General features: G+C 54.4%; 37 protein-coding genes. 30 read left to right on the forward strand and 7 right to left on the reverse strand.

The window, feature by feature from the left end; all coding sequences use genetic code 11:
• The 4 genes from ABFB09_RS02685 to ABFB09_RS02700 form a co-directional block, all read right to left on the reverse strand.
• Positions 1-861 (reverse strand): DnaB-like helicase N-terminal domain-containing protein (locus tag ABFB09_RS02685; RefSeq protein ID WP_346999686.1); only part of this gene is annotated, 861 nt, incomplete at its 3' end.
• Entirely contained in the window at positions 851-1,579 is a 729-nt protein-coding gene (locus tag ABFB09_RS02690; protein WP_346999688.1) for a DUF4373 domain-containing protein, read from the reverse strand. The genes ABFB09_RS02685 and ABFB09_RS02690, both read right to left, overlap by 11 nt.
• Complete coding sequence (locus ABFB09_RS02695) at positions 1,572-1,790, reverse strand: hypothetical protein (protein WP_346999689.1); 219 nt, start codon at positions 1,788-1,790, stop codon at positions 1,572-1,574. Before ABFB09_RS02695 ends, ABFB09_RS02690 begins: the two co-directional genes overlap by 8 nt.
• A complete protein-coding gene (locus ABFB09_RS02700; protein WP_346999691.1) occupies positions 1,787-2,008 on the reverse strand; it encodes a hypothetical protein in 222 nt (73 codons plus the stop codon). The genes ABFB09_RS02695 and ABFB09_RS02700 overlap by 4 nt, the downstream gene beginning before the upstream one ends.
• A 1,310-nt stretch (positions 2,009-3,318) precedes the next feature.
• Here ABFB09_RS02700 and ABFB09_RS02705 point away from each other — a divergent pair.
• Positions 3,319-3,690, forward strand: a complete 372-nt coding sequence (locus tag ABFB09_RS02705; protein ID WP_346999693.1) for a hypothetical protein — start codon at positions 3,319-3,321, stop codon at positions 3,688-3,690.
• Positions 3,691-3,785: 95 nt separating this feature from the next.
• On the opposite strand, the gene ABFB09_RS02710 is transcribed toward ABFB09_RS02705, so the two are convergent.
• From ABFB09_RS02710 to ABFB09_RS02720, 3 genes are read right to left on the reverse strand one after another with little or no spacing between them, the layout of a single operon-like run.
• Positions 3,786-5,384: a recombinase family protein gene (locus ABFB09_RS02710; protein ID WP_346999695.1), complete on the reverse strand. Its 1,599-nt coding sequence runs from the start codon at positions 5,382-5,384 to the stop codon at positions 3,786-3,788.
• A gap of 10 nt (positions 5,385-5,394) precedes the next feature.
• A complete protein-coding gene (locus tag ABFB09_RS02715; RefSeq protein ID WP_346999697.1) occupies positions 5,395-6,327 on the reverse strand; it encodes an ImmA/IrrE family metallo-endopeptidase in 933 nt (310 codons plus the stop codon).
• Positions 6,324-6,725, reverse strand: coding sequence for a helix-turn-helix transcriptional regulator (locus ABFB09_RS02720; RefSeq protein ID WP_346999698.1), 402 nt, complete (start codon positions 6,723-6,725; stop codon positions 6,324-6,326). The genes ABFB09_RS02715 and ABFB09_RS02720 overlap by 4 nt, the downstream gene beginning before the upstream one ends.
• 163 nt (positions 6,726-6,888) lie before the next feature.
• Between ABFB09_RS02720 and ABFB09_RS02725 the strand changes: the two genes are divergently transcribed.
• From ABFB09_RS02725 to ABFB09_RS02865, 29 genes are all read left to right on the forward strand, one after another.
• Positions 6,889-7,125, forward strand: a complete 237-nt coding sequence (locus ABFB09_RS02725; RefSeq protein ID WP_346999699.1) for a helix-turn-helix transcriptional regulator — start codon at positions 6,889-6,891, stop codon at positions 7,123-7,125.
• Positions 7,126-7,232: 107 nt separating this feature from the next.
• Positions 7,233-8,210, forward strand: a complete 978-nt coding sequence (locus tag ABFB09_RS02730) for a hypothetical protein (protein ID WP_346999700.1) — start codon at positions 7,233-7,235, stop codon at positions 8,208-8,210.
• A gap of 13 nt (positions 8,211-8,223) precedes the next feature.
• Entirely contained in the window at positions 8,224-10,500 is a 2,277-nt protein-coding gene (locus tag ABFB09_RS02735) for a DUF3854 domain-containing protein (RefSeq protein WP_346999702.1), read from the forward strand.
• The gene (locus ABFB09_RS02740) at positions 10,497-10,745 is read left to right on the forward strand and encodes a hypothetical protein (RefSeq protein WP_346999703.1); all 249 of its coding nucleotides are present in this window, start codon (positions 10,497-10,499) and stop codon (positions 10,743-10,745) included. The genes ABFB09_RS02735 and ABFB09_RS02740 overlap by 4 nt, the downstream gene beginning before the upstream one ends.
• Complete coding sequence (locus tag ABFB09_RS02745; protein ID WP_346999704.1) at positions 10,742-10,963, forward strand: hypothetical protein; 222 nt, start codon at positions 10,742-10,744, stop codon at positions 10,961-10,963. The genes ABFB09_RS02740 and ABFB09_RS02745 overlap by 4 nt, the downstream gene beginning before the upstream one ends.
• A gap of 4 nt (positions 10,964-10,967) precedes the next feature.
• On the forward strand, positions 10,968-11,324 hold the full coding sequence (locus ABFB09_RS02750) for a J domain-containing protein (RefSeq protein WP_346999706.1): 357 nt from the start codon (positions 10,968-10,970) through the stop codon (positions 11,322-11,324).
• A gap of 2 nt (positions 11,325-11,326) precedes the next feature.
• Positions 11,327-12,247 carry an ATP-binding protein gene (locus ABFB09_RS02755; protein WP_346999708.1) on the forward strand — a complete coding sequence of 307 codons (921 nt, stop codon included), beginning with the start codon at positions 11,327-11,329 and terminating at the stop codon, positions 12,245-12,247.
• A complete protein-coding gene (locus ABFB09_RS02760) occupies positions 12,237-12,599 on the forward strand; it encodes a hypothetical protein (protein WP_346999710.1) in 363 nt (120 codons plus the stop codon). Before ABFB09_RS02755 ends, ABFB09_RS02760 begins: the two co-directional genes overlap by 11 nt.
• A gap of 109 nt (positions 12,600-12,708) precedes the next feature.
• The gene (locus tag ABFB09_RS02765) at positions 12,709-13,533 is read left to right on the forward strand and encodes a hypothetical protein (RefSeq protein ID WP_346999711.1); all 825 of its coding nucleotides are present in this window, start codon (positions 12,709-12,711) and stop codon (positions 13,531-13,533) included.
• Positions 13,526-13,804 carry a hypothetical protein gene (locus ABFB09_RS02770; RefSeq protein WP_346999712.1) on the forward strand — a complete coding sequence of 93 codons (279 nt, stop codon included), beginning with the start codon at positions 13,526-13,528 and terminating at the stop codon, positions 13,802-13,804. The genes ABFB09_RS02765 and ABFB09_RS02770 overlap by 8 nt, the downstream gene beginning before the upstream one ends.
• 393 nt (positions 13,805-14,197) lie before the next feature.
• Positions 14,198-16,108 carry a hypothetical protein gene (locus tag ABFB09_RS02775; RefSeq protein WP_346999713.1) on the forward strand — a complete coding sequence of 637 codons (1,911 nt, stop codon included), beginning with the start codon at positions 14,198-14,200 and terminating at the stop codon, positions 16,106-16,108.
• Positions 16,109-16,584: 476 nt separating this feature from the next.
• Entirely contained in the window at positions 16,585-16,797 is a 213-nt protein-coding gene (locus ABFB09_RS02780) for a hypothetical protein (protein ID WP_058438714.1), read from the forward strand.
• Between the two features lie 142 nt (positions 16,798-16,939).
• Positions 16,940-17,143 carry a cell division protein FtsH gene (locus ABFB09_RS02785; protein WP_346999714.1) on the forward strand — a complete coding sequence of 68 codons (204 nt, stop codon included), beginning with the start codon at positions 16,940-16,942 and terminating at the stop codon, positions 17,141-17,143.
• A 391-nt stretch (positions 17,144-17,534) separates the two neighbouring features.
• On the forward strand, positions 17,535-17,993 hold the full coding sequence (locus ABFB09_RS02790) for a hypothetical protein (protein WP_346999715.1): 459 nt from the start codon (positions 17,535-17,537) through the stop codon (positions 17,991-17,993).
• A 17-nt stretch (positions 17,994-18,010) separates the two neighbouring features.
• On the forward strand, positions 18,011-18,511 hold the full coding sequence (locus tag ABFB09_RS02795) for a hypothetical protein (protein WP_346999717.1): 501 nt from the start codon (positions 18,011-18,013) through the stop codon (positions 18,509-18,511).
• Complete coding sequence (locus ABFB09_RS02800) at positions 18,508-18,669, forward strand: cytosine permease (RefSeq protein WP_346999718.1); 162 nt, start codon at positions 18,508-18,510, stop codon at positions 18,667-18,669. The genes ABFB09_RS02795 and ABFB09_RS02800 overlap by 4 nt, the downstream gene beginning before the upstream one ends.
• Positions 18,666-19,232 (forward strand): hypothetical protein, encoded by a 567-nt coding sequence (locus tag ABFB09_RS02805; RefSeq protein ID WP_346999720.1) that lies wholly within the window; start codon positions 18,666-18,668, stop codon positions 19,230-19,232. Before ABFB09_RS02800 ends, ABFB09_RS02805 begins: the two co-directional genes overlap by 4 nt.
• Positions 19,232-19,699: a hypothetical protein gene (locus ABFB09_RS02810; protein WP_346999721.1), complete on the forward strand. Its 468-nt coding sequence runs from the start codon at positions 19,232-19,234 to the stop codon at positions 19,697-19,699. Before ABFB09_RS02805 ends, ABFB09_RS02810 begins: the two co-directional genes overlap by 1 nt.
• On the forward strand, positions 19,700-20,203 hold the full coding sequence (locus ABFB09_RS02815) for a hypothetical protein (protein WP_346999722.1): 504 nt from the start codon (positions 19,700-19,702) through the stop codon (positions 20,201-20,203). It begins immediately after the preceding gene.
• A gap of 13 nt (positions 20,204-20,216) precedes the next feature.
• Positions 20,217-20,972 (forward strand): hypothetical protein, encoded by a 756-nt coding sequence (locus tag ABFB09_RS02820; protein WP_346999724.1) that lies wholly within the window; start codon positions 20,217-20,219, stop codon positions 20,970-20,972.
• Positions 20,973-20,981: 9 nt separating this feature from the next.
• Positions 20,982-22,238 carry a S8 family serine peptidase gene (locus ABFB09_RS02825; RefSeq protein ID WP_346999725.1) on the forward strand — a complete coding sequence of 419 codons (1,257 nt, stop codon included), beginning with the start codon at positions 20,982-20,984 and terminating at the stop codon, positions 22,236-22,238.
• Positions 22,239-22,430, forward strand: coding sequence for a hypothetical protein (locus ABFB09_RS02830; RefSeq protein WP_076004823.1), 192 nt, complete (start codon positions 22,239-22,241; stop codon positions 22,428-22,430).
• 5 nt (positions 22,431-22,435) lie between these two features.
• The gene (locus ABFB09_RS02835; protein WP_346999726.1) at positions 22,436-22,744 is read left to right on the forward strand and encodes a hypothetical protein; all 309 of its coding nucleotides are present in this window, start codon (positions 22,436-22,438) and stop codon (positions 22,742-22,744) included.
• Entirely contained in the window at positions 22,745-23,131 is a 387-nt protein-coding gene (locus ABFB09_RS02840) for a hypothetical protein (RefSeq protein ID WP_346999727.1), read from the forward strand.
• A gap of 9 nt (positions 23,132-23,140) precedes the next feature.
• Positions 23,141-23,743, forward strand: a complete 603-nt coding sequence (locus ABFB09_RS02845) for a hypothetical protein (protein WP_346999728.1) — start codon at positions 23,141-23,143, stop codon at positions 23,741-23,743.
• Positions 23,744-23,752: 9 nt separating this feature from the next.
• Complete coding sequence (locus ABFB09_RS02850; RefSeq protein WP_346999730.1) at positions 23,753-24,223, forward strand: hypothetical protein; 471 nt, start codon at positions 23,753-23,755, stop codon at positions 24,221-24,223.
• A complete protein-coding gene (locus ABFB09_RS02855; RefSeq protein ID WP_346999731.1) occupies positions 24,223-24,936 on the forward strand; it encodes a tyrosine-type recombinase/integrase in 714 nt (237 codons plus the stop codon). Before ABFB09_RS02850 ends, ABFB09_RS02855 begins: the two co-directional genes overlap by 1 nt.
• Positions 24,914-25,219 (forward strand): hypothetical protein, encoded by a 306-nt coding sequence (locus ABFB09_RS02860; protein ID WP_346999733.1) that lies wholly within the window; start codon positions 24,914-24,916, stop codon positions 25,217-25,219. Before ABFB09_RS02855 ends, ABFB09_RS02860 begins: the two co-directional genes overlap by 23 nt.
• The gene (locus tag ABFB09_RS02865) at positions 25,219-26,694 is read left to right on the forward strand and encodes a DUF192 domain-containing protein (RefSeq protein ID WP_346999734.1); all 1,476 of its coding nucleotides are present in this window, start codon (positions 25,219-25,221) and stop codon (positions 26,692-26,694) included. The genes ABFB09_RS02860 and ABFB09_RS02865 overlap by 1 nt, the downstream gene beginning before the upstream one ends.
• Positions 26,695-26,703 lie beyond the last annotated feature (9 nt).

The raw sequence follows: 26,703 nt of genomic DNA on the forward strand, positions 1-26,703 counted from the left end.
ATAATACACATTTCGGGTTGAAATCACGCCCAGGGCGTTTTGAATATCAGTCAACAGCTCGTCATCATACCGCCCGGACACGATATCCAATACATCCCGCCTGGTCAGTGACGCGACCTCTTTGTCGCTTAGGGTATCGACCGGCATCTCACCGGATATAAACAGCACGTTCCCGTTGTGGGATTGATTGATGGCGATTGATTGGGCCAGTGTTGATTTACCCAGCCCAGAGTCTGCGCCCATGATTATCAGCTGACCGCCAAAGAAACCACCGCCGAGTTGATGGTCAAGGTCATAAAATCCGGTCGGTATTGACGGGTCCATCTCACCACGGGACAACTTCTCGTATCGGTCGTAAAGCTGTTCAGCACGTTCCTGCGGGCCAATGATTTCCTGACTTCCACCCTGCCGACGTAATTGAACAACCAGCTGATCCGCTGCGGCCAGACTGGCGTCAAGGTCAGGGTCGGCGGTATAGCCGATTTTCTGGATCTGATTGCCGACCGTTATCAACCGGCGATTGACTGACAGCCGGTGAACGATGGTGGCGTAGTGATATGCGTCCAATGAGGTCGGAACGGCATTGATGGTGTGGGATAAATACGGTCCGAGTTTATTGTCGGTGCGTTCAAGTTCTTGGTTGACGGTCACCTGGTTGATGCCAACACCGCGCTCCCTGAGAGAGAGCATCGCCGTGTATGCACACCGAGCGGAATCGGTGTAGAAATCCTCCGGCAGCAGAATGTCGGCGAATTCTTTCAGCACGGCAGAATCAATCAGGACGGAACCTATGACTGAATCCTCGGCGTTGGTATTGTGCGGGGGTAGCTTATCGAGCGGCATCGATGTGTCAAACGGCATTGACGACCACCTCCCTGTTGTTCAGCTTACGATGGCCATTTCCTGACGGACGAGCGGCATCGCCCCGGAGCACTTTGTCCATGTATCTGGCAGGTGACCGCGCACTGGCGATGGCGGCAGCACGAGCGGCATCGCGCACCTTTTCCTCGCCATGTTCGTCAACCATCGTTTTCAGAGTCTCGGCGATAGCTGGAGTAACGGCATACCCAGTATTGGACTCAAAAAACTTAACAACATCATCATCATCCCCTTGGGGGGTTAGGGGGGTAGATGTTTTATTTAGTTTAGTTTTATTTAATTGTTGAACACTCGTTGAACGGTCGTTGAACGGTCGTTGAACGGTCGTTGACTTTTTACGTTTAGAAGCTGATATTTTTCCGGCCTGTCGGCGCTGTTCAATGGAGTCTTGATACTCTCCCATATTGCGATTTAACCGGGGTGAAAAAAACTTTTCTGCATCCATTTTTAACAGACCGAAACTGACACAATGGTCGATGAATTTTTTGGCGTCGGCGGGTTCGCATTTCATTTCCTCGCTTAAGGACTCAAAGACGAATTCAGAGTACTGCAGACTGTATTCGGACTCGCCTCTGAGTGTCTCGATGATAAACCAAAACCAGCCATAACCCTCCCAGCCGTAATGTTTACGCAAAGCCCTGATTTTTAGATCTGTATGGGCGTTGTAGTCATGAGCGAAATAGTAGGTGTCTTTATTCACCCTTCACCTCCAGACATTCCCGGTGCATCAGGTCTCCTTCACCGGCTTGAGGGAATCCATTCTCCCGGGACCCGCGTACCAGGTAGCAAGGATAACCGCGATAGATCGGGAAGCCGCAGACCTCGCACTTGGCCCCGCGGGGGGCCTCAACCAAAGATATCCAATGGCGGCCGGTGCTGAAACGTTGAGTCATTACGCCAGTAGTCATCATTTAGCCTCCTGGTTAAAGGTGATAATCAACCCGTCGCACATCCCTACAACTGCTTTCAAAGCCGTATCCCGGCCTTCGTCAAAGCCGATAGATCTGACTTTCAGGACAATGGTAGCCGCGTCAGCAGCTGGTATGCCGTAATCCCGGCTCATGGTGTTGATGACGTCCAGCAGATCCCTGCCGAGGTCGGATAAGTTGGGCATTGTGGCGGTGGTCATGATTTTGGCTCCTTTGCTTTTTTGCTTGCCGGGCAGCTGCACTTGGGATATACTTCTAGGCAACTGGGGCAACGGATGATTTTCATGGCTGGTTGCTCCTTTCGGCGGGGAGTTCCTAGCTCCCCGCCATATTCATTTTTATTCGATAAAGCCGCTTCAGTTCTCTAAGGTCGTTTGTTTTTGGAATTCGGCCTTCCCCAAGTCCTACTTCCTCCGACGTTTTATTTTTGGCCTGAGCGGCTTTAATCTCCGATAGAGTTTTCCTCCGGGGACGCCCGGGACCGCGCTTAACTGGCAACATTGGTATCATCTTTCAGGTACTCAATTACGTCCGGGATGAGGTCAGGGAATGTACGGACGATGGCGCGAAGTAGAGTAAGTCCAGGTGCCCGTTTTAGGTTTTTATGCTGCGCCCAAGTTGTCCGTGGAATATCAAGTCGGGCTGAAAAATCAGAGTCATTGAGATTTTGAGATTGTTTGTAACTCAGAAGTTTCTTCAAGAGTTCTGCGTCTTGTGTTTCTAACATGACGCAATTGTAAATAAAATGACGCAAAATAGTCAAGGGTATTGGCGTTGGTATATGACGCATTAGCTAACTAAAAGACGCAACAGTATATACCAATTTCGTCTATTTTCAGCATATATCTTGAGTATTTGAGACTTTAAGCGTTACAATTGCGTCATACATGGATAGCTTAAAAGATACAATCAAGACCTTAAGGAAGGCTCGCGGATGGACGCAGGGACAATTGGCGGTTAAATCCGGGTTGCCACGAACGACGATTGTGTCATTGGAAAATAGGGGTGCGTCACGTCCAAGCGGTGCGACGCTTAACGGGTTAGCGTCTGCTTTCCGTATTCCCGTGAGTGAACTTTTAGGGAAACCTGATCCAAGTAAGCAATCAGGAGCAGAATCCCCGGACGACATCCTCGAACGTTACCGCTTGGCGGCACCGATATCCATACCGGTTTATGACCATTTCGTCATCCATGCAGGCACGGCTGCCGAGGCTCCGTCTGAATATATCTATCGACCCCGCGCTCAGGCAGCTCCGGGGAATATCGAGGGTTATAGAGTCCAGGGTAATTGCATGGAGCCGGAAATACAGGACGGTTCAATTGTTACGGTTGACCGTGACCGCGCGCCCCAGGTGGGCAATATCATTTTGTGCGCAATCGATGGTGAGGTCCTGATAGGGCGGATTATCGAGAGGGATGGGAAATTGTATCTCCGAAATGGTCACGGTGACCACTTGCTGGGAGATTGCCAGGCGCATGCCGTTGTAATAGACGTGACTAAGAGGCTAGTGTGACTATTACCATACCGGATTGGCTATTCTGGGGTGCTCTTATCGCCTTAGCCTTTTATCTAGGTATGCAAAGAGGCCGGCGCGGTGGCGGTGGATTTAACATAAACATAGTTAAAATCCTTGTTGGTTTTGTTGCCGTGGCTTTGTCCTTCGTTTCACTCCTAGGATTACTATTGTTTATTTCACCGTCGTTGTATGTAGAGGTTGTCCAATTACTGCCGCGGGAAGTCATGAGATTTATTGAGGAAGGCATGATTACACGCTGGTTCCTGTTCGGCAGCACGTTCTCTTCACTGATATTCGTCGGCCTGACGATCGGGGCGTGGTGGCTGTATGCCCGTATCGACAATAGTGGCAGGATCAGAATCTAAGCGTCAGACAAACACTATCGGTCATAGCTAACAATTAGGGAAAACTTCAACAAAAGGAGGCGGCGAATTAGGGAACGCTTGACCGCTTTTTAAGACTAATTTCTGATAAGACCGAGGTCCCTGGTTCGAGACCAGGATGGCCCACCATAGTGTTCGGTAGACAGAACTCTTATCGTTTCCTCTTTCAAAGCCTTCGGCGTTAAAGGAATTGTATACCTCAAAACCGCCTTTTTATCGATCACCTCTATTTCTTTTACAAACGTCTTTATGAAGGCCTTCCTTTCAGTCAAAGCCCCGCTATCCAGTTCAATACGCAGGTCGTTCACGTAAGCATCGATTATCTTTGAATCCGCAAGCTCAATGCGCCTTTCTGAGAGAAGTCCCTCTAGCTGCAACTTCCTGTCCTTGAGGCTTTCAATGTGCAATCTTAGATCATGGATTCTCGGGGACAGGTCGCTCAGGTCAATCTTACGTGTCTCGACTGCGTCATAGAGGCTCTCTAACCGGCGGTTGGCATCAAGCATCTCCGCCGAAATTGAATTGAATTCATCTCTATAGGTATTAGAGGTGACATCCATTTCCTCGTTAACGAGTCCGACCAGTTTATAGAGGTTGCTGGTGGTTAAAATGTTTTCCTTGATTTTCCGGATCACTTGGCCCTCGAATTTCGTGCTGTTGAGATATCCACCAAGGCAAGATCCGGTGCCTTTCTTGATAATGGTGCCGCAGGCGTAATAAGTAAACCTGCCGCTTTTTGCGTCCGCTCCTACCAGAGCTTTGCCACAATGACCGCAGCGAACCAGCCCGCTGAGCAAAAACTTACTGATAACTCGTTTGGGATGCATCCGGTTAGGGGCTCTTTCCCGCAACAAGCGCTGAACCTTGACGAACGTTTCCTTAGAGACAATCGGAGGAAATGCCCCTTCTACGCGGATCGGTTCAAATCCGCGTTTGTTTTGTCGACCCCAAACCATGATACCGAGATAGACTTCGTTGGCAAGGACGGCACGTACGCTTGTCTTGCCCCAGGTTTTACCCGCGGGCGAGGAGATCAATTTGGCATTCAATTCTTTGGCTATTTCGGTAAGTCCTTGGCCGTGAACTACTTTATCAAAGAGGGACGCGACCGTTTTGCCATCGCAAGTGTCAATTTCGAGCCTTGTGCGTTCCTTTGTGCCGTCTTTTACCTTAATCTTCCGATACCCATACGGGGCTTTATGAGACAGGTAAAAACCACGTGAGGCACTTTCTTTTAGACCTCGGGTTACCTCTTCCCCCAGGTTGTCGGAGTAGAACTCATCGAGGCTTTCAATAATGGCTTCCAACAGCCGGCCGGTCGGGGTGTCGTCAAAAGGCTCGTTGATAGAGACAACCTGAATTCCGTTTTTTCTCAGCAAAGCCTTATAGACGATCGAATCTTCACGACTGCGCGCGAATCGGGAATATTTCCAGACCAGTATCACGTCAAATGGCTTCGGCGTTCGACGTGCCAGAGACACCATTTCGCGGAAAGCAGGCCGGGCGGTTGTTCGGCCGGTTTCGGCTTCATCGATGAATTCTTTGACAACCTGGAAATGGTTCCTCGTTGCGTACTCTTTGAGAGCTCTCAGCTGGGCTGAAATTGACAGGTCGACATCCTGTTTGTCAGACGAAACCCTTGCATAGATTACGGCTCTTCTTTCAGGATTTTCCATTGCCTTCCTCCTAAAGATGTCGATGGAACGATTCCACCACCGTCGGGCATATGTTTTTAATTTGAGGTTCGAGAAGATGTTCATCGCGAGCCAGGAACACAACAAGCAGCACTTTTTCGATTCCCGTTCCGTCACCTACCACGGGTACCGCAAAAGCCGTGAGTTCGTCATCGTCGAAATCTGAATCGTAGGTTAGAGTGATACGTCGTACCAGGTGGGCTTTTTGGGATCTCACGGTCATGTCGACGAGTGAGCCCGGGAGAGCCCGCCTGCCTTTTTTGGGAAACAATCCGTCAATGCCGTAGATATTTGGTTCGGCATCTTCATTACAGCTAATGGTCCAGTAGGTGACTGCCCAGTCAATGGCATCGGCATCGTCTGGCTCGAAGAGGGCTCCATAAAAAAAGAGCTTGCCCTGGAGGATTTCGCCCATTCGAAGAAGCACTTGAGAATAACTCTTAGAGTAGGTTTGGGCAAGACCTACCACGTCGAATCCGGTTTTGAATGCGTTAGCCCGGAATTCTTTCTCTGGCAATAGAACCGCCGTAGCGAAACGGTTGGCAGCAAGGTGTCTGGTCCTCGTTTTCAGCGGTTCATAACTGCGATCAGCCTGGGCGAAGAGGGTTTCCATCATCTCTCGCATTTCGTGTAGGATCGTATTCTGGATGCCGCTAACCGTATCATCCTTCCGATAGTAAACATACAAGTGTCCGTTGCAGATTTCATGATAGCCACGGACGTTCCGAGGCATTTTATCCAGACCTGTTAACTCGAGCCCGCAACATGAAGCAACTGCCCTGAGAGCTTTCAGGTTCGACGGCAGGCCTTTCAAGTAAACCCGTCTGAATTCCTCCGCTTTTTCCTCCTCCGATGACGCACTTGGACTACCGTACTTCCTTGCCAAATACCCGCAGAAGGCTCGCAGATCATTGAGGCTTTTCACGCGCTGCGCCCTGGCAGCAGCTTCTTTCCGGTGGCTTTCTCATACATCTCAACGATAAACCGTTTGACCTCCGTGTTCAGTTCGCCGGCCATGCGAGTGCCGGATTGATAACGGGGATCGTTCATGACGTATTTGAAAGCCATTTCCACTTCTTGTTCGTCGCTAAGGATCGATTCAGAGCTTTCTTCAAGATGACCTGCCGCTCTTAGCAGATCACCAACTGAAACTTGGTAAATCGGCGCGAGGCGTTTCATGAACTCAGGTCCTGGGGGATTGCGCCGGCCATGTTCGATCTGAGTCAGATAAGAGTAAGAGATTCCGGTCTTCTGTGAGACCTCTCGTAGTGACAAACGTTGCTTCTGTCGCAACTGTCTAATGTACGCAGCAAAGTCTGGCATAGCGCCCTCCTTGTGTCAATACAATAGCACATATTGGTAATGATTGCAACTAGTATTTAACAACTTTCTGTCATATTCACTTCGATAAAAGTGACATTCTGACCTTGACTAGCCGGGACTGATGTTATACTATTGTGCGCATTAAATCATTCAGGAGTGTCACATGTTCAAAGTAGTTTTGAACAGGGACAACCTCGAAAAGGCAATGCTTCGCCGCAACCTTTCATGCAAATTGTTAGCCAACAACATCGGGCTTTCGCCGAGTTATCTTTCTCGAATCATCACCGGCAAGCAGCATCCAACAGCCTCCGTCCGTCAGACATTGCTTGATTACTTCAAGACCTATTCATTCGATGACCTATTCACCATCCAGGAAAACGGTGTTGACGAGCGAGACTGACGAACAGGTCATGGATAGTGGATTGCGGATACTAGCTCGCATGATTGCTCGTTTGTACCGAATGGATATTGCCAAGGCTAAAGAAAATGCGATAGAGGAGGAACCACATGCCGATCAAGGGAGTAACCGGGGTCATCAGGCTACCTAGGCTGGGCAAGATCAGGCTGGGACTACGAAAGGAATCCAGCGAGGGGTTTCCCTATCCTGTCCCCACCGACTATTTCGTCTGTCCGGACGAGGTGAGGAAAATCTTCGGAGAAAAACCCACCGAGCTTGCCATTATGCTGCCGACCGAGGACCCGAACCAATGGGCTGGTCAATACCTCCGGTGCTATTCATCCTATCGCGGCCTCATCTGCCGTGGCGACGGCGAGATGGCCTTGGCCAGGGTGAATGTGAAGACCGGCCGCATCGCCACCCATGAGGATGCGGAGACTGAGCTTAGGGAGATCACCTGCAGCCCGAAAACCTGTGCTCACTACGAGACCGGCCGCTGCAAGCGGGTAATGAACTTGCAGTTCCTCATCCCTGACTGCCCGGGCCTGGGCGTCTACCAGCTCGATACCAGTTCTTTTCATTCCATCGTCGGCATCAATTCAAGCCTCGAGCTTGTCAAGGCCGTGTGCGGGCGGCTGTCGATGATCCCGCTTTCTCTAAGGCTCATCGAGAAGGATGTGGAGGTCGACGGGAAGAAGAAGACCGTCCGAATACTGTCCTTGACCGCTTCATACACGCTGGCGGAAATCCAGAAATTCGCCCAGATGCCGCCGGGCCAGGTGCTGGTCCTGCCGCCCCCTGACAGCGAAGCGCCGGACGACCTTTTCCCTGAGGAGGTAATCAACAAGGGGAGTGTCAGGCTCGAAGATGGAGTCACCGAACGCGACTTGATCAGGCTCTGGGACCTGGCTAAAAGCAAGGTCTGGCAGCTCGATATCCGGGAGCACCAACTGAAACAGTGGTTTGATAAGCACTGCCACATCAATGTCGAAATGGACGACTTCAACTGGCCGCTGCCGCCGGCGAAATTCACCGCCGAAGGCCTTAACCGTTTTCTCAAGGCCGTTGACCGCGACGCCGCCTGCTAACCCGAATATCGCCATGAACGACATGAGCGGTGAGACAACCGTAGCCGGAGGCGTGTTCTCAGAGGCCATGCCGGAACTTCTGGAGTGTCACTTGAGGCATCTGGAAGAAACCGGCCTTGACCTCGACATCATTCGGGAGCGGAAGTACCGGAGCATCGTATGCAAGGCCGAGCTGGGAAGGTTCGGCTTTGCACCCGCCCAGCAGCACGTGCCCGGGCTCCTTATCCCCTTATGGGGCGTCGACGGGCAGGCGGCCGGCTACCAGTTCCGGTCCGACAACCCCCGCACCAATAACCAGGGCAAGACGGTCAAATACGAGCTGCCGGCAGGATCAGCAAACCGGCTCGACTGCCCGCCTCGCTGCCATAAAGCTCTCGGCAATCCGAAGGTCCCTCTCTGGATTACCGAGGGATCGAAGAAGGCCGATGCTTTGGCCGGCCGCGGCGCCTGCGCTGTTTCAGTAACCGGTGTCTGGGGCTTCAAGGGCAAGAACGAGTTTGGCGGCGTCACCTTCCTCGCCGATTGGGACTATATTGCCCTTAAAGACCGCACCGTTTACCTCGCCTTCGACTCCGATATCGTTACCAAGGAGCCGGTGAGGAAAGCGCTGTCGCATGTCGCCGAGCACATCCGGCGCAAAGGGGCGGCAGTGCAAATCATCCAACTGCCACAACTGGAAGGCCAGGGCAAGACGGGCATCGACGACTACCTGCTCAAGCATTCCCTCGCCGACGCCGAAAAACTCCTCGGCGAGTTCAAGCTGGAGGAGGAGGATCGGGAACGCTATGTCCCCGGCTTCATCCTCCGCGACGGCACGGTGGGCGAGATGGTGGTCGATGAAGACGACCGGTATTTCATGGTTTCGGACGGCGGCAGGGTGAAAAAGGTTCGGCAATACGACACTTCGAAGGTGACCTACCTGCCTACATCTGATCTGCTAGTCGGTCATGTGGTGCACTTCGCCCCCGGCGCCACGCCATATGACTCTCAGGCAAAACTCTTCGGAGAGGTAAAGGGCTTCATTCATCGGTATATGGAACTGCCGGCCGACTTCGAGGAGATCGCTTCGCTCTACGTTCTTTTAAGCTGGGTGTACGAGTTTGCCCCGTCGATTCCATACCTCCGGGTAATTGGCGACTGGGGGACCGGCAAGACGCGTTTCTTACAGGTCGTCGGTAGCGTCTGTTTCCGGCCGATGTTTGCCTCAGGCGCTACCACGCCGTCGCCGATCTTTCGCATCCTGGAGCAATTCCGGGGAACGCTGGTGCTTGATGAAGCCGACTTCAAGGATTCTTCCGCCTGGACTGAGATGGTGAAGCTTCTCAATAACGGCTACCGGCCGGGCATGCCGGTCCTTAGAGCCGACAAAGAAAACGGGAAATGGTTTCCCCGGGGCTACCAGGTGTTCGGTCCGAAACTTCTATCGACCAGGTTTCCATTCAGCGATGAAGCCCTGGAAAGCCGGTGCCTTACCTCCGAAATGATGCCGCTCACCCGCGACGACATCCCCCGGGTGCTGCCGGCGTCTTTCGACAAAGAGGTCGGGACCCTAAGATCAAAGCTATTAACCTTTCGTCTCCACAACCTGTGCCGCCTCAAAGGTAAAACCTTTGGCAACGAACTCCTCGAACCCAATCTGCAGCCGCGCCTCCAGGAGATACTCATTCCCATGAAGGCGATGCTTAACGGCGACCACGCCATGGCGGAGGCGCTGGGCAGTTTCGTCCACCGGCTGCAGGAATCACTTTATACGAGACGCCGGGAGAGCGACTCCGGACGGGTGCTTGCCGCCATGATCGATCTGCATCGAGAGAATCAGGAACTGTCCCTTAAAAACATCGCACTAAGCGCCAGTGCCATGGATGAAGAGGAGGCTCCGTTCAATCCGGAAAAGGCCGGCTGGCTGACCCGGAGACTGGGCTTTCAAAAAGAGAAGGGTATCTTGTCGAGGCGAAGGGTGGTCTGCTGGGATCAGGCAAGGGTCGAAAGCCTGGTCAAGCAATACGGCCTTAAGCTTGAACCCCCCGTATCCGAGAAAAAACCTTTCACTCCTTTCGAACCTTTCGAAACAGCTTTGGATTCACCGAAAGGTTTTCAACACTCCGAAAAACCTTTCGGGGGAAATCCCGCCGAATTAGCTTTGGAGAGCGCGAAAGGCGTCGAAACCGGGGAAAAACCTTTCGGAAAACCTTTCGTACGTGAGCCTGAACGTGAGGCGAAAGGTTTGAAAGGTTCGAAAGGTTCTGGCGGGAATACGGCGCCCCATCATCAGCCGGAGGGAACGACATGAAGAAGAAACGGACTCTCTATGAATGCGCCCATGCCGGAGCGCATGGTAAGAGAATTTTCTGCCGCAGGGGATTTCCTCTGTCCGACAAGGCGGGAAACGGCGGTATCGACATCATCCGGCTGGCCCGCGGCGAACCGTTGGCGCTCGACGTCTGCCAGGCTTGCCTTGATTTCAACCGACTAGGACCGGCTGTCCCGGACGGGGAGCGCGGCTGGCTCAAAAAGAAAGAGGTGCCAAAAAGATGATCGATTTTCTGGGAAGACTCTACGAAAGCCTGTGGCGCCGGGTCGGCGGGAAACCCTGGACCGAGCTCATCCGCGACGACCAGAAGAAGTCGCCCCTCATCTTCATGCTTATCTTTCTGGGCCTTGGCATGCTGCTTATCAAGCTCGGCGGCAAGTACTGGTGGCAGGTCCTAATTGGCTTCGTCCTCGGGATCCTGTGCGGCCATTTTTGGTGGTGATGCCATGGAAGAACGATTTAACCGTATCAAGAGGATGCAGCAAGACCTGGCAAATGAGCTTCAAGTGTTCATGTGCGAGCTCTTTACCAGCGCCGCGGACCCGGCTACCGTCATGAGCTTCGCCCAGAGGCTGGGCGTGGACATTCCGGCGGGGAGGTCTTTGTCTCCCCAACAGCCGCTCAATGATCCGTACCGAATCCTCGGCTGTGACCGGGCGACGCCCCAGGAGCAGGTGCGACGGCGCTACCTGGACCTGCTCCGAAAACTCCACCCCGATACCGCTGGCATCAAGGGCACGGAGTATCTGACCCAACTGGTGACGGAGGCCTTCAAGAAGATCTCTGTCGAGAGGATGTGGTAACGGTGAAGGATGAAAGCGTCCTGGAACAACTTTCCGAGATCGCCCGTTTCGAGGCATCGGTCGACATGGAGAAAGACTACCGTATCGGCTGGGGCTGGCGCCAGGTGAGGATCTGGCCGGCGACGCTTTCCAAGCTCTTCAAAGAAGGCTACCTCGAAAACGTCTTTCGCTCCAACTCCCACACCGGTTACCGGCTGAGCGAGCTCGGTAAAAGTCTTCTTTCAGCCGAGAATGCGCCGCCTCAGACACGCCAGGAGCCAAAACTGGCGGCGCCCGATTCCCTTTTTGCCGATATCATCGGGCATGACGGCGTAAAAGAGCTTCTGAGGGCCTCGCTTCTGGCTGAAAAGCCGGTGCACGTCCTTCTCACCGGGCCGCCCGCCCTGGCCAAGACGCTTTTCCTTTGGGACATCGAAAAGGCTGGCGGCGAGAAGGCCATCTGGCTGGTGGGCTCGGCGACGTCGAAGGCCGGGCTGTGGGATCTCGTCGCCGGGAGGGAGCCGTCGATCCTTCTTATCGACGAGATCGACAAGATGAACGCCGCCGATACCGCGGCGCTTTTAACCATGATGGAAGGCGGTCGCCTGGTCCGGGCCAAAAGAGGCCGCGAGCTTAACATCAACAATCCCCTGTGGGTGGTAGCCGCATCAAACCGGTGCGAGAAACTGTCGCCGGAACTCCGGTCGCGGTTTGCAATCCGGAACCTTAATCCATACAGCCGGGCGGAATACCTCGCGGTGGTTAAAGGCGTCCTCGTTCGCTCGGAGGGCTTGAGCCTCGAGCTTGCAGCTGAGGTCGCCGGCAGGCTAGACGGGCTGACCCAGAACGTCCGGGATGCCATCAGGGTGGCCAGGCTGGCGCCGCAGCTCGGCGTCGAGAAGGCGATCAAATTACTTCTGGGAGGAGCGTCAAGTGAAAACTGAGAAGGAAATCAGGCAGAAGCTGGAGTACTACCGGGGAATCCTTGGAGTCATCAAGGCTAAAAGGACCAGGACAAGGTCGAGCGGCTTCGGGAGATGCACGAGGCCTTTTCCCGAGGATGCCCTGCACTTACTCACTGCTGGGGCTAACGCCGACGAGGTCATCACCGATTTCCCTCCGGCCGAGCAGGAGTTCATCAGGCAGTGGTTTGGTTCGCTTTCAGCAAGCGCCTTGCAGCTTGTCACCGCGCTCTCAGGTATCCTCGGCTGGGTGCTCGATGAGGCCGAAGCGGCGGAGGGGGTGACCCCCCACCAGGCAAAACAGCTTCAAAATGAAGGGTCTATGGGTGGTTGAAAACCAACCATTTAGCTTTGTTGGCCGCAACCAGTTCAGCGCCGGTTTGCGATTAACGCCAAAACCAGCGGTGAACCATTTTAGCTTTGGCGGTTGAAAGAGAGGATATATGGATGACCAGTTTATCGAGAAGGTGAAGGAGCTTGCGGCGGGCGGCGATTCGCAGCGCACGATTGCCGAGAAACTCAACGTGTCCCGAAGCCAGGTACAGAAGGTACTCGCTGCCCCAAAGATATCAGAAGACGACGCTCCTCTAGCGTCTGAGGAACAGCTGCGGAAGATCATTCGCGAAGAACTGAAAAGCGCCCGCGATTCGGCCCAGGCCGACGACAAAGAAAAGGCCAACGGCCAGTTCCCGATGGTCCGGAAAATGGGCGGCGGTATGGAAGTCATCTCTCCTGAGGCTGTGTTACGCCAGTACATGGGCGGCACTCCGGAGGAAGAAATCGAACTTCGAGCGATCATGAAGTTCCGGGCGTCCATGCTCATGGTCATGGACCTGGTGAACATCCAGAAGGGTTCAGCCGAGGCCGATGCCAAGCGGATGATCCCGATCCTGAGCCTTATGAAGGAAACGAGGGAAGAGCAGGATGCCGCTGCCGCCAGGGCCAAAGCCTCGAGTGAAGAAATCGCCGACCGGGCGGCGCACGAAACAGCGGCTCACCTTTTCGGCGCCATTTCCCAAAACAACACCCAGGTAAGTGGCTCGCTGGAGCAGATAAGGCAGATTCTTAATGGCAAGAACGACGATCCGTTCAGCCGGCTTATGAACATGATGCAGTCGATGCAGAGCCTGTCGCAGATGTTCGGTATGCCGATGCCGGGCATGATGCCCGGCTCTCCGCCGCCTGTCTCACCCGGCACCCAGCCACCACCAAACCCGCAACCTATCGAACGACATAAGATAAACGAAATGGAGGAAAAAGATGTTTGATTTCATGCAGATGGCCAGCTCACCCCAGTCCCAGGAGATGATGTTCCGAATGATGAGCCGGCAGATGGGTCAGGCGCCGCCAGAGGTCAGGGATGCGGTTGCCCGGGTGGAGGTGATCATCAAGAAAGGCGAGCGTGGCTTCGAGCTTCGCATGAGCCACAGCGACAACGCCAAAGTTGAAGATATGACTAAACAGTCGATTGAAAGTTGGGTTGACCTTCTGAGCCGGGGCTTCCAGGCTGTGGGCTACAAAGTGAAGATCTATGAATAGTTGGTTTTCGCCCATGTACTGGCTGTTGTTTCTGGCGCTATGGCGAGTCTCTTACGAGGCAGCCAATAACGGAGAACAGTTCGATCACAAAAAAACTCCGCCAAAGCATGCATCGGAGTCGACTTATATTTTACCGACTCGCCAAAAGGAGTGGACGGAAAGGGCAATCCGAAAGTACGCACAAGCTCAAGATAGAAAATGGCAGAAATGGAACCAAGCCATGTTTGAGATGGATTGAATAACCTCTCATTGTTTAGCCCTACTTAACCAAGTTCTCCGGAACTTATGGACCAAGAGGTTTCTCTGCACTCTGAGAAGTCTATCAGGAGTACCTGATCGTTATCAGATAGCTTGTCTTCATTGACTGTATCAGATTTAGCTATATAATGTAGCATGATGGCTGAAAGACAGATACTCGATCATCTCTATGATTACATCGACATTGACAACGATGATTTTCGGTTAGCCAGTAACCCTCTTATAAGCAAAGAGTTAAATCGTTTAGCGAATATCTCTCACTTAGGACTGATCGGTAAAATCAGACCACTTGCGAGGCATACGAAACTCGAGCATGCTTATGGGGTTTACTATTTGTGCCAACTCATGTCCCAGAATACTCGGGGGTTGGTAAGAGACAAGAAGGTTTTTCGCCTCGGAGGCTTATTCCACGGGATCGGCCATTTACCTTTTTCTTATGATATCGAATTTATTATTTCTAAACTTGCCGTCGTTCATGAAACAACAAAATCATTCGTTCATCGTGTCATCGAAGATTGTGTCGCTTTTTGCGGTGAAGATCCCGAAATCAACGAGTCATCAAAAAACATGATGATCTCATTCAACTATTATGAATTACATAAATGGTTTGCGGTTTATAAGATCAAACAAATTCCTGCTCTGAATAACGAATTAGGAAAAAATATCGCTCGTCTGATTTTGAATCCCTCGAATACGGAAACTTGGCTTCTCTCTGGTCTAGATAGATTAGATTGCGTTTTGAGAGATATGCATCATCTGGCTCTTGGAAAAATTGAGGTGAATCTGATTCCCCTGTTTAAACAATTTGGGAAAGACTTTACTGGATGCATAACGCAACCAACATTCCTCGCTTTCATTGAGAAGGGTGGGGTGTGCCTTGAAGAGAGCGTCTACAATTCACACCACGAAAAGTGTTTGGCGGCGATAGTGCAGCAATCGATATTTGAAGAAATATTCAATAACCATCTGTCTGCGGAAGAGTTGCTATCCCTGACCGATGCTGAACTTGATACTCGTATGAAAACGTTCAACTCCCGGCAAATCGATCTCGCAACCGAAACAGCCAAGGTATTAAGAGGCGATTTTCTACGTGTAGGTGCGTTTTCATGTGATTTTGGGGGATATGATTTCGTCGACGCTGAAAAAAGAATTGCTGGGACGAACCAGGCCGGTCTTTGCGCATATCCAAAGAATAAAGGCATCTTTGTTCAATGTATTCCTAATAATGGGAACAGAAATGAACTTAGTGTTATCGAAAATGGCGGTTTCACTTGTATAAATTATGATACTCATCGTAAGGATCCAAGTAGCGCCATCAGAGCCTTGGCAAATGTTGAGGAATTTTTTCCGGATAATAGGTCGGGAACCGAAATGTCCGCACGTGATAATGCAGTGCGATTTCTTTTTGGGACCGATAACATAAGGTGTAATTTCCAGAAATATCACGACGATATTATTAACCATATCCGGATGCTGATTCCGAAAAGAGAACTCCAGAGCGACTTGTTCCATGAATCATGGAAACAAAGGGAATGGGGTATATTTGAAAAGGTATTCTACGAAAAAATAAATTGGCCCGAAGAACACTTCATCTATTATCCTGAACACTGGAACACGACGATAATTGAGACTGTTATTCGTAAGATTAGACCTAGTAATCTACGAAAAAAAGAAGGGGAATCAGACCGCACCTTTCAAGAACGAAAAGAGCGAATGCTGGAGTATCATGAATATCTTGAAAAAGTCCTTGACCTCAGAACGCAAAGTTATCGCGGATGGGTGCTACCTTCTGTCGAAATATATGATGACTCCGATCCTACCCGGAGAAATGCAGAAATCGATGTGCTCTCAATATACATCGACAATCGGAAAAAAGTAATCATTGATCTTAGAGAAGTGAGTTATAATAATAGCCCCGAAAACCGAATGGATAAATATACAAACGCGGGCATGTTAATACAGCGGATAAAAGAGAGATTCTCTACTGGACTGGAACTACACACCTATTTTAATGGAGAAGAAATTCGAAAGTGGCCGGAGCGATAACATGACAACGAGACGTACTTCTGGGGAGAGAGTCTCTTTCACTGCACACAAAAAGGTATCCGTACCTCACAAAGTGAAATTCGTGACGAATTCAGGGAAGACGGTGCGTTTTACTGCACGAAAGGTTGTTACAGTTCCCGTAAAGGTCACATTTCGAAGAAAAAGAAGTTAGGCTTAGCGACACGATGATACAGTCACGATTTAAACGCAATCCAACGATCTAAAGCTAAAATACCCTCACCCTATTGACAGGCTGAGGAGAGCCTGTATAATTTGAAACCGTAAGCCTCGTGAGCTTGCCGGAAAAACCCGGCTCACGAGGCTCGTTGTTTTTCACGGCAGCTCACAGGCTTTAACAAGGGGTCAGCACTCTGGATCGGCAAGGTTCAGGCTGACCCCTTCGCCTTTCCGACCAGAGTGCACCCCAAAGATTGTCCCGGCCGCGAACGGACCGAGACTAACAAGGAGGTGCCCGCATGGGTAAGTACGCCAGCTGGAACGACCTGGAAAAGAATGTCCCCGTCGCCTATCAGGAGAAAGCCACCCCCGAAGCCTTCCGCACCGGTATGAACGGCATCGCGCCGTCCGGTCTGAAGGTCAAGGAAGGCCGGGTAAGCCATTATCGCGACGGCGTCGACGGCAAGGGTCCGGTCATGGTTAGCGGCTACAAGCGCGCCATGTTCGAATAGCGCCACCTTCGCCTGGCGCCCTCCCCTGGAAACTTGTTTGAGATCCCTTACCGCCGTCGCGGCGGCGGTGAGGGTGATAGCCCAAGGGAGGCGGCGCCAGGCTACCACATGAAGATCAACCGAAAACAGTAAGGAGAAAACAATGTACAGAGTACAACAGATCAGCGGGCCGTTCGCACCGGGCCAGGCGGGTCCGATGCAGGTGGCCGGGCCTTCCGCCTACTACCCGAGCCAGACCACCGATCCCTTCTCGGGGATGTTTTCCGCCATGATGCCCATGATCATGATGGTGATGATGATGGCTATCATCATGCCCATGATGAAGGGCGTCACGTCCAAGGACTGAACCAAAACGAAGTTGACTACAGGAGGTAGCTAAAACATGTATCCCGCCCAGCAGTTCAACACCCAGCAGGTCCGCCCGCAGCAGTATCAGTACGGCACTGTCGGCGGCTACTACCCGCTTCAGACCACCGACATGACGAGCATGTTCTCGGCCATGATGCCGATGATCATGATGGTGATGATGATGGCCATCCTGATGCCGATGATGAAGGGAATAACATCCAAGTCCTAGGCGGTTCTCGCCGAACGAAGGAGACTAGCAAATGAAGAAAGAGAATATCCCGCAACAATACCCGGGTTATCCCGGGACGCGGCCTCCCAAGGGCTGGGTGCCCCCGCTCGGGCAGTCGCTCGCCCTGCTCGGCGTGTACGACAACGAGTCGGGGAGTTGGATGGGTCTGCCGCTCCAGGTCTTCCGGGAAGCCCTGCTTAACGCCGAGGCTATCCACACCGAAGATCGCATCGATGAGCGCGACAGGGTCGAGGTGACCGTGCCTGACGCGTCTGCCCAGGATGTCGTGAAGACCGTCGAGCTCGAGGTGCCGGCCGGCGAGGTCTGGTTTTTAAACCGCCTCAACCTTGTCACCGAGGCCGAGGTTTCGGGCAACGTCCGGGTATCGAAGTTCCCGAAGACGGATACCATCGACAAGAAGTATCTCGGTACCGACCAGGCGGCTGGCGCTAACACCAACTACGACCTCTCCGCGGCCGGACAGCTCGGCGCCGATCTACGGCTTGTCGGCGGCGATAAGCTGACCGTGGTCGCCACGGTGACTGCCGCCGGCGGCACAACCGCAGCCCGCAAGGTGACCCTTAATCCGTACGGCCGCAAGGCAAGGCGGCTAATCTAAGCGTAGGGAGGCTTCCCATGCCCTATGCGATGGTGCCGCCGGGCTACCGGGCTGTCCCGCTCGGCCAAGCCGCAAGCACTCAGGAACTGGGCGCCTTCGCCCCGCTCGAAGAGAGCTCGGATGAAGGCGCTCTTTTCTTAGCCCGGCTAGACTTCGAGGAATTCCCTTCGGCCGAGATGCTGGCGCAGCTGGAGGTGGCTTTTACCGATGCCGGCGTCGAGCACTGGCCGGGTTACCAGTACGTCGTCCATGCCGATTCCGGCCGGACCTCGGTATACCTTGCCTGGCAGAAGGGCATGGCCTGGTTGCCGATCATTGCCGGCATCATCGGCTTCATCGCTCTGCCGCCGCTGGTCGGTACCGTCATCTGGTGGCTTATTCCGGAGGACGTGAAAAACCTCATCAGCAGCCTCATCAACATGGGCATGATGCTGCTCGTGATGTACATCCTGATGCAGGTCATGAAACCGCTGGCCGCGCCTGGTAAGCCCAAGAAACTACCCGAGGCAAAATCATGAACGGCTATCCCACAGAATACGACCAATATCAGCCGATGTTCTGGCAGGCGGCGGTCTCGGGCGTTATCGGCATCGCCATGATGGTCGCGATGGGCGCCTGGGCGCTGTCGATGGTAAGGAAAGCCCTCAAGGGCGAGGATGTGGAGTTCCCGCTGTGAGCCGGGCACTTTCGGTGATGGGCGGCGTATCCGGCGATGTCTTCTGGGACCTGCCGCCGTGGCTCTACTATACCCCAGGCTATGATCTGGGTCTTTCCGTTTACGTGGCCAATCCCACGGACATGGAGCAGGAATACGCCCTCTTAGCCCGGCTGTCGCGGGACGCAACCCAGATCAGCGAAGAAGCTCTGCCGGTCTTCGGCTACACCTGGTTTGAGGTCGAACCCGGGGACGTCGCCAAACTTAGAGGCGCTTTGCGATTTTCCGAGACCAATGCGGTACTTACGCTGCTTCTACACGAGAAAGACAGCGGCGAGGTCATCGACTCGGTGGCCACCATGCTGGTTGCGCCTGGTAGCTCAGTACTACCGCCAGCCTGGCCGGGAGCGCCGGTGAACACCGGCACCAATGGCTTCGATTGGACCTCGCTCCTCGGCTTCATGCTGCCAGTTATGATGCTGGGGATGATGGCATCGGCGATGAAGCCCAAAAAGGATGAAACCAAACGGCTTGAGCCGGGAAAAGAGCCGGTAAAACAGTTGCCGCTGGGGAGGGGAAGCTGATGCCGGGCGAGTTTTACGTCGAGGGCAGCAAAACAAAGCTCTCTCTCAAGGTCATCGAGGCGGCCGTCGCCAGCCTGGAGGCGAAACTTGAGGCGGTGAGGAGCCAGACCGACAAGCTTGCCGGCGAGGTGCCTTACGTAGGTTTCGCTGTCGCCGACTGGCAGGCGGCCGAAAGCAACCTGATCGTCGTCGGAGCGCCCGGCGCGAAATACAAGCTGCACGACCTCTCGCTCGGCATCCAGAACCTCGCCGGGACCCAGGTAACGGTCAGGCTGTACAAGAAGATAAACGGCGTTGAGCGGAGAGTTTACGCGCAGTCTTTCGATGCTGCCGCTGACGGGCCGGGGCTGCCGGTAGTGAACGGAAGCTGGGCGATTCACGACACGCTAAAGGTGACCGTCCAGAGCAACGACCCGGCGGACAACGGCAAAGCGGTCGACTACGACTTTCTGCTGGAGGCGATGTAGGTGAGCCTTTTCGTAAGGGCAAAATCGGGATCAACCAGGCTGTCTGAAATCGAAATCGATGCCGACAAAGACTGGGGCGGGAAGCTCATTCGTAACCTGGGCGGGATCGACGCATTGATGCAGCCTGGCGACATCATCTACCGGGGTCAGGCTGTCTTCGAACGCCTACCGCTTCTGTACGGCACCGGCTACAACGTCCTTAAAGCGCTAAATCAGGGCGGCGGCCGGCCGGGCTGGCTGGACATCCAGGAGCTTATCGCCTACATGACCGGCGCCGTCAACCGGGTCGCCGACCCGCCGCTCCTCGTTATGCCGAGGCCATCGGTAGATCTCGTGGCGGCTGAAGACCACTCTGGGGGCGCTTTTACAGCCGGGAAGACGCTTTCCCTTGCGGCGCCGGGCATCGCGGTTTTGAGCGAGGCCCGGGTGGATTCGGCTCAAAACAAAACCATAACACTAGTAATCCCGGCGCCAAGCATCATCGTCTCAGCGCAACTTGTTTAGGAGAAAAATGGAAATGAACGAACGATTCTACATTGAAGACCCGAAGCTGGAAACCAAGTATCACCGCTTCGAAAAGCTGGGCACCGAGCTCAAGCTGCCCGTTTTCAAGACCTTTCTCGAAATGGAGGTCCGCGACAAGGATGGCAACACCATCCATGCTCACAAGCAGCGCAGTCACTCCTGGAACCGCAACGCCTACAATTTTCTCTTTTCCCAGATGGCTGCCTACGGCCTAACCGGGACTAACCTATTCGAAGCCGGTGCCATATCTCTCAAGTGGACGAACGGTAATATCTACCCCAATGGCTCTGGCTGGGGTTTGAACAGGGTTGCCGGTTGGGATGAAAACAACGATGTAAACCAGCGGTCAACCGACACCGGGTTGCTGGCTACTGCCGGTACGACGGATAAAAGCATCATCGTCGGCACCAATAACTTTCCCGAATCTTTCGATGGGTACGTCCTGGGGGCTGCGATCGCCAATGGCTCAGGGGCAGGCCAGATGGACTACGCCCAATCGGACCTCCATTCGGTGAGTTACGATGCGCCCACCAAGACTCTTACCGATACCCTGATCCGGTACATCAACAACAACTCCGGAGCAGACATCGGAGTTAACGAAGTCGCCCTGTATGGCAGGATCAAGTTTTATTCAGCCGGGACCGGCCCGATCATGTTTTCGCGCGACCTCCTGGCATCGACAGTCACCGTGCCCAATACCGGCCAACTCAAAGTGACCTATACCATCCAGCTGGCCTACCCGGCATAAGGAGATGAAATGCGCTACGCCATCATTCCAAAAGGTAAAAGCCTGACCGATATCGAGGTCGAAGCAACAAAGATCGGCGCCCGGAACCTGAAAAAGGCGGAGGTCATCGGCCAGATCTTCTGTGAACTGGATCAAGCTCAGGCCGAGAAACTGGCTGCGGTCTCGGGGCTGGTGCTTAAGCCCCTCAAGGAATACGGCACCAGTCAGATGACCGCCCAAGCGCCGCCGGCCGAGAGCATCTCGGACGTCTTCTATCTCCTACGGAGCTATTTCGCTCCGCCGATCACTGGCACCGGCTTGACAGTGGCTGTCCTCGATAGCGGCGTCAGGAAGACGCACCAGTCGCTACAGAGCAAGGTGGTTTATGAGGCCAACTTCACCGAGTCGCCGAACGCCGCCGACGTCTTCGGACACGGCACCCAGGTAGCTTTCACTGTCGCCGGCGGGCACCATGCACTGGGCGAGAACGCCGGAGTGTCGCCCGGCGCCGTGATCATGAATATCAAAGTCATCGGCGACGAAGGCGTCGCCTCGGACGAGGCTATCGTGCTCGGCATCGACCGGGTGTGCGACCTCGCCGAGCAGGCGCGGACCTCCGGGCTTTTACCGACCGACGACATGTATCCTAACGTCATCAACCTCTCCCTCGGTGGCGAGGACGACGGTGATCCGGATAACCCCGTCCGCGTCGCCTGCCAGAAGGCAAGCGTCGAGTATGGTTTGGACGTCATCGCCGCGGCGGGCAACACCGGTCCGAAAATGACCACGGTGATGCTGCCGGCCTGCGAGCCAGAGGTCATTGCAGTCGGAGCGGTCGAGACCTTCGGCGAACTCCTTGTCTGGGAGAGATCCTCGCGCGGACCGACCGTCCAGGGCGAGACCAAGCCGGATTTCGTCATCTGGGGCACTAATCTCGAGATGGCCTCCGATAAGAACGACGAAGACTTCCTGGTGAAGTCGGGAACGAGTTTTGCCGCGCCGATGCTTTCAGGTCTCACCGGACTTCTCTGGGAAAGCGGCCGCAGGGCTTACGGAGAAGGCTGGCAATATCGGTGGACATCGGCCAGGGAGGTAGCGCCATATTTTTCAGCCAAACCGCAAGACGCCCCACTCTCTAAAGACAACGCCTATGGTTATGGGCTGCCAGCCATGGGCGCCATGCTGGGCCAAGTGATGCAGGGCACCTCTCCTAACGCTCAGACAACAGAGATGGTTCAAATGATGACGGCCATGATGATGATGGCCGGAATAATGGGAGCGATTTAAATGAACAAAGGAATGATAGCGGCAATCGTCATCGAACTCGTTGGCATCGGCGCCACCGGCATCGGCATCGGTATCGAACTGGCGAGCAATGTTGATTTCGGGCTTGTAGTAACCACTAGCGGCAGCTGCCTCATTGCCATGGGCGGCGTCATCTGGGGCAAGTTCATCTGCATCAACCGCAGGAAGGATTGACGCACGTGGAGAGACTATATATCGCCCTTGCCGCCTTGTTCGGGGGCATCGTCGCTGCTGGTCTTGGCTGGCTGGAAAGCGGGGAAACATTTGATCTCCGGAAGTTCGGCGGATCCGTCGTCCGGTCCGCAATTGCCGGAGTAGTGATCAGTCTGGGTTCCGGCGTTGCCGGTCCGGTCGATATCGCTGTCCTTTTCTACGCCTTCCTCGGCGGCGCCGGGGTCGATGTCATTGGCAACCGCCTGGCAGGGAATTTCGGCAACGGCAGCTTCCCAATATCATCGAGCACCGAAGAGGATATCGAGGAGAGTTAAATGGCGCAGTACGCCGATATCGTCTCCATCGATGCGCCGTCCGAGGCTGCTTCGGGCAGCCGGGTGGATCTCACCATCCGGGTGAAGAACACCTATTCCGCGCCGATCGCCATCAAAGTGGCGGCGACGCTGGAATACGGCGTTTCGCCCTATCCGGGCGCTGTTATCCCGGTGGACTGGGCCAACGTCGACGCAGGGGTTACCTGGCCGTTTTCAGGCTATTTCTACATGCCCGGACAGAAGGTGACAATTCGGGCTAAAAGCTTCTGGTACGGCGCCGACGGAGTGTGGTATGCCGACGACGAGATGACAAAGACGGTGAACCTCGGTTCGGTCGGGTCGCCCAGCATTTCGGACTTTCGCATCGCCGATTTCGCCAAAACATAGGAGGAACACATGTCTCTCAAGAAACTGGAACTCGAACTCAGGCCCTTTACCGCATTGGGGGAAGGTGCCGTCGCTCTGTCGGAGGACCCGGTTCTGCCGGGCTGGTATGTCGATCCGGCAACGGGAACTCGCGTCTTCTACGACCCGGTTGCAGGGAAGTTCTTCACCGCCGCAGGCGGCGTCTATATCCCCCTCGGCTATATGAACCCGGCGCCGAAGCAGGTGGCCATCGCCCCGGGCGACCGCCTCATGGTTTCCATATCATTCAAGTACACTGGTCCAGCGGTCTCTGGCGTCACCGGTTACTACTGCATCGGCACGAACGGCATGTTCGGTTTCGACGAAAAGCTGGTGCAGCAGACGACCTTCAGTATCCCGCAGGTGACGATTCCGCCGTCGTATCCCAATGTCACTAACTCCTACATCTTCACCATCCCATCTAACGTCGACACCAACTGGGACGACATCTACGTGAAGATCTTCGGCGGCAGCCCCAGCATCGGCGGCCAGGCGACGACGAACTACCTCTTCGGCTACGAAAACGCACTTCTCGTCGCCGGCATCCAGCCGACTATTTCAGAATTCAAGATCTCTGACTTCGCCAAGGTGTAGGAGAGGATCGTGGTACTCGATATCGCCTTTGCGCCGATGGCGCTTTCGCCGACAACCTTCAATGCCGGGGACACCGTCCGGGTAACGGTGTCCTTCAAGTACGTTGTCGGCGTGACCAAGACGGTGATGCTCCTGGGCGGTCCTTACTCGACAAATCTTTTTGGCAAACACATGGTGGATGCCTGTGTCGGCCAGGCTGACCTCGTCCTTCCGGCCAGTTCGACACCGGCTGAGGGTGCCGGCACGGTCGATTTCCTGCTTGTGCCCAAATCAAGCGGCGGCATCGACGATGGCACCTTTGGTCTCCGAGTGTGGATCGAAGACACGAACGCCGTGGCCGAACAGGATGCCGTTATCATCGTCTCCGGCAACTCTTCGGGTGGCGACATGCTCTCGGGGATGATGCCGATGCTCATGATGCTTCTCATGATGGGCATGATCTTGCCTATGACCCAGCAGATGGGCGAGGAGTCGGGCTAATGGGCAAGGCTTACCTGGAACCGGGCGATGTGGCCAGGCTCGAAGACGCGGCGCAGTATCTCCGGGACCGGTTGCTGATTCGGCTCTTGTTTCATCTCGGCTGCAGGGTGTCAGAAGCCCTCGCCCTTCGGCTCAAGGACATAGATATTAGACGCGGCACGGTGACCATCGAGCACCTGAAGTCGCGAATCCAGTTGTCATGCCCCGGCTGCAGCGCGCGCCTGGGCAAAGGCCACAAGTATTGCCCTGTATGCGGACAGGGAGTAGAGAAGGCGGTCGCCCAGGAGAAAGCACATCACCGGTACCGGACGCTTCCGGTAGATGAGACTACTCTAACATTACTCAAGGAATACATCGGCCGCGGTGGCGCCGTCGAGAGGAACGGCGAAAAGCATCTGTTCGATCTGCGGCGTAACCGCGTCTGGCAGATCGTGAAAGAGTGTGCTGAGCACGCCGGTCTTCCGCGCCTTGTGAACGCCGAGAGCGGCAAGACCCACAACGTCAGCCCGCACCGACTGCGCGATGCCTTCGCCGTTCATGCGGTGAAGGCGGACGACTCTGGCGACGGATTACGGCTGCTACAGGAGCACCTAGGCCACCGGAGCATCGTCACTACCATGAAATACCGCAAGGTTTCCGGTGAAGAACAGAAGGAATGGTATCGGAAACTCTGGCAAGGAGGACAAGCTAATGGGCAGGTATGCCAACCATGAGGAGTTCGGGGTGAACGCCCCGATCAACTACCGCGAGGACACGACTAGTGAGGTCTATCTCGAAGGCATGTCGGCGATCGCGCCGCCCGGTATGAGGCCGCGAAGGGACCGAGGCCAAAAATTCGAGGAGAAGACCGACTTCAAGGCCTCGGCCCGGTGGCACCGTAACTTCGACCTCGCCATGTTCGGCGGATCGGATATCGGCAATACCGACTTCGAAAACCGGCAGATGGGCCTTGAAAGCAAGCGAAACGGCATTAAGCGGATCACTGGGAGGCACTAATGGCCGGCCAGGTAAAGATAACCATCAAGGACAGGGAGTGGATCGCCGTCGTGGCGGCCACCCCTTGGGAACTGACCAAGGGCCTGGGCGGGCTATCCGAGCTGGCGACTGGGACCGGGATGCTTTTTGACCTGGGGTCTTCCCGGGTTGTCGAAGTGACCACCGTGCCGATGTTGTTCCCGCTGGATATTGCTTTTCTTTCCGAGGACTTTACATTAACAGAGATCTATCGTGATATCTCGCCTGGCTATCTGGTCAGTTCGACTTCGCCAATCCATTATTTCATTGAAGTGAATGCCGGCGAGTTCGAAGGAATCGAGGTTGGCGACGAGGCCTCGGTGAGCTGGCTACCGTTCCAGGAATCGCCGCCGGCGGCGCCAGATTGGACAAGCACTATTGCCTTGCTCGGCGGCTCCCTGGCAGCAGGGGTGTTTCTGATCGGCCTGTCCCGCCATTTCTCCGATTCTATCGTCGACTCTTCAGGATCAGAATTGCCGGCAGTAGCCGGCGCCTCGTCAACCAAATGCGAGATCGTCACCCCTCGAAGCTACGACCTGATGAGATGGGTCGGTGCCCCGGTGCCGGACTACAGCTTTTCTATCGAGCCTGAGGCTAAAGAGCGCCGCATCGATGAGGTCCTTAAAAAGCTCAAGGAAGGCGTCGACGGCATCCAGTCCAGCAGCCACTTCCGGAACTTTCTCTTAACTATGTCGAAGTTTCATGACTATTCTATCGGCAACCTGATTCTCATCGCCTCCCAGAATCCGAATGCTACCCGGGTGGCCGGTTTCAACACCTGGAAGGACCTCGGCCGCTTTGTTAGGAAAGGCGAAAAGGGCATTGCCATTCTCGCTCCGTGCCTGCCGCCGAAGTCGTCTTTGAAAGCCGAACTGGTTGACCAACCCGAAGGCAAGAAAAACGACGAGGAAGAGGAGAAACAGGAATTTCTGAGGCCGATCTACTTCAAGGTGGTCTATGTCTTCGACCTCAGTCAAACCGAAGGCAAGCCGCTGCCCGAATTCGAGGTTCCAGTACTCACCGGAGAAGCCAACGAAGAACTTTTCGGCGACATTACGCATCTCGTCAGGAGTGAAGGCGTGCACGTCGGGTTTGACTCGAAGCCGTACCAGGACCCGGCCATCAAGGGCTATTTCTCCGGCAAGGAAATCTGGGTCAGGCCCGAGGAATCGCGGGCTCAGCAACTGAAGACGCTTATCCACGAGGTGGCCCACTACTATTCCGAAGGAGTCTTCCACATTCCGAGGCGGGATGCTGAAACCATCGCCGAAAGCGTTGCCTTTGCCGTCGGCGCCCACTTCGGCTTCGATACTGGAACCAGGTCCTTCCCCTACGTCGCCTTCTGGGCGCAGGACAAGAAGGTCCTTGAGCGAAATCTGGCCTCGATCCGCCAGGTGACGACCAGAATCATTGAAGGCCTCGAATCCCTGGCGAGAAAGCCAGCAGGGGTGGCTTAGAGCACCTCC

The sequence above is a fragment of the Dehalogenimonas sp. THU2 genome, from assembly GCF_039749495.1.
In the GTDB taxonomy this organism is placed as follows: domain Bacteria; phylum Chloroflexota; class Dehalococcoidia; order Dehalococcoidales; family Dehalococcoidaceae; genus Dehalogenimonas.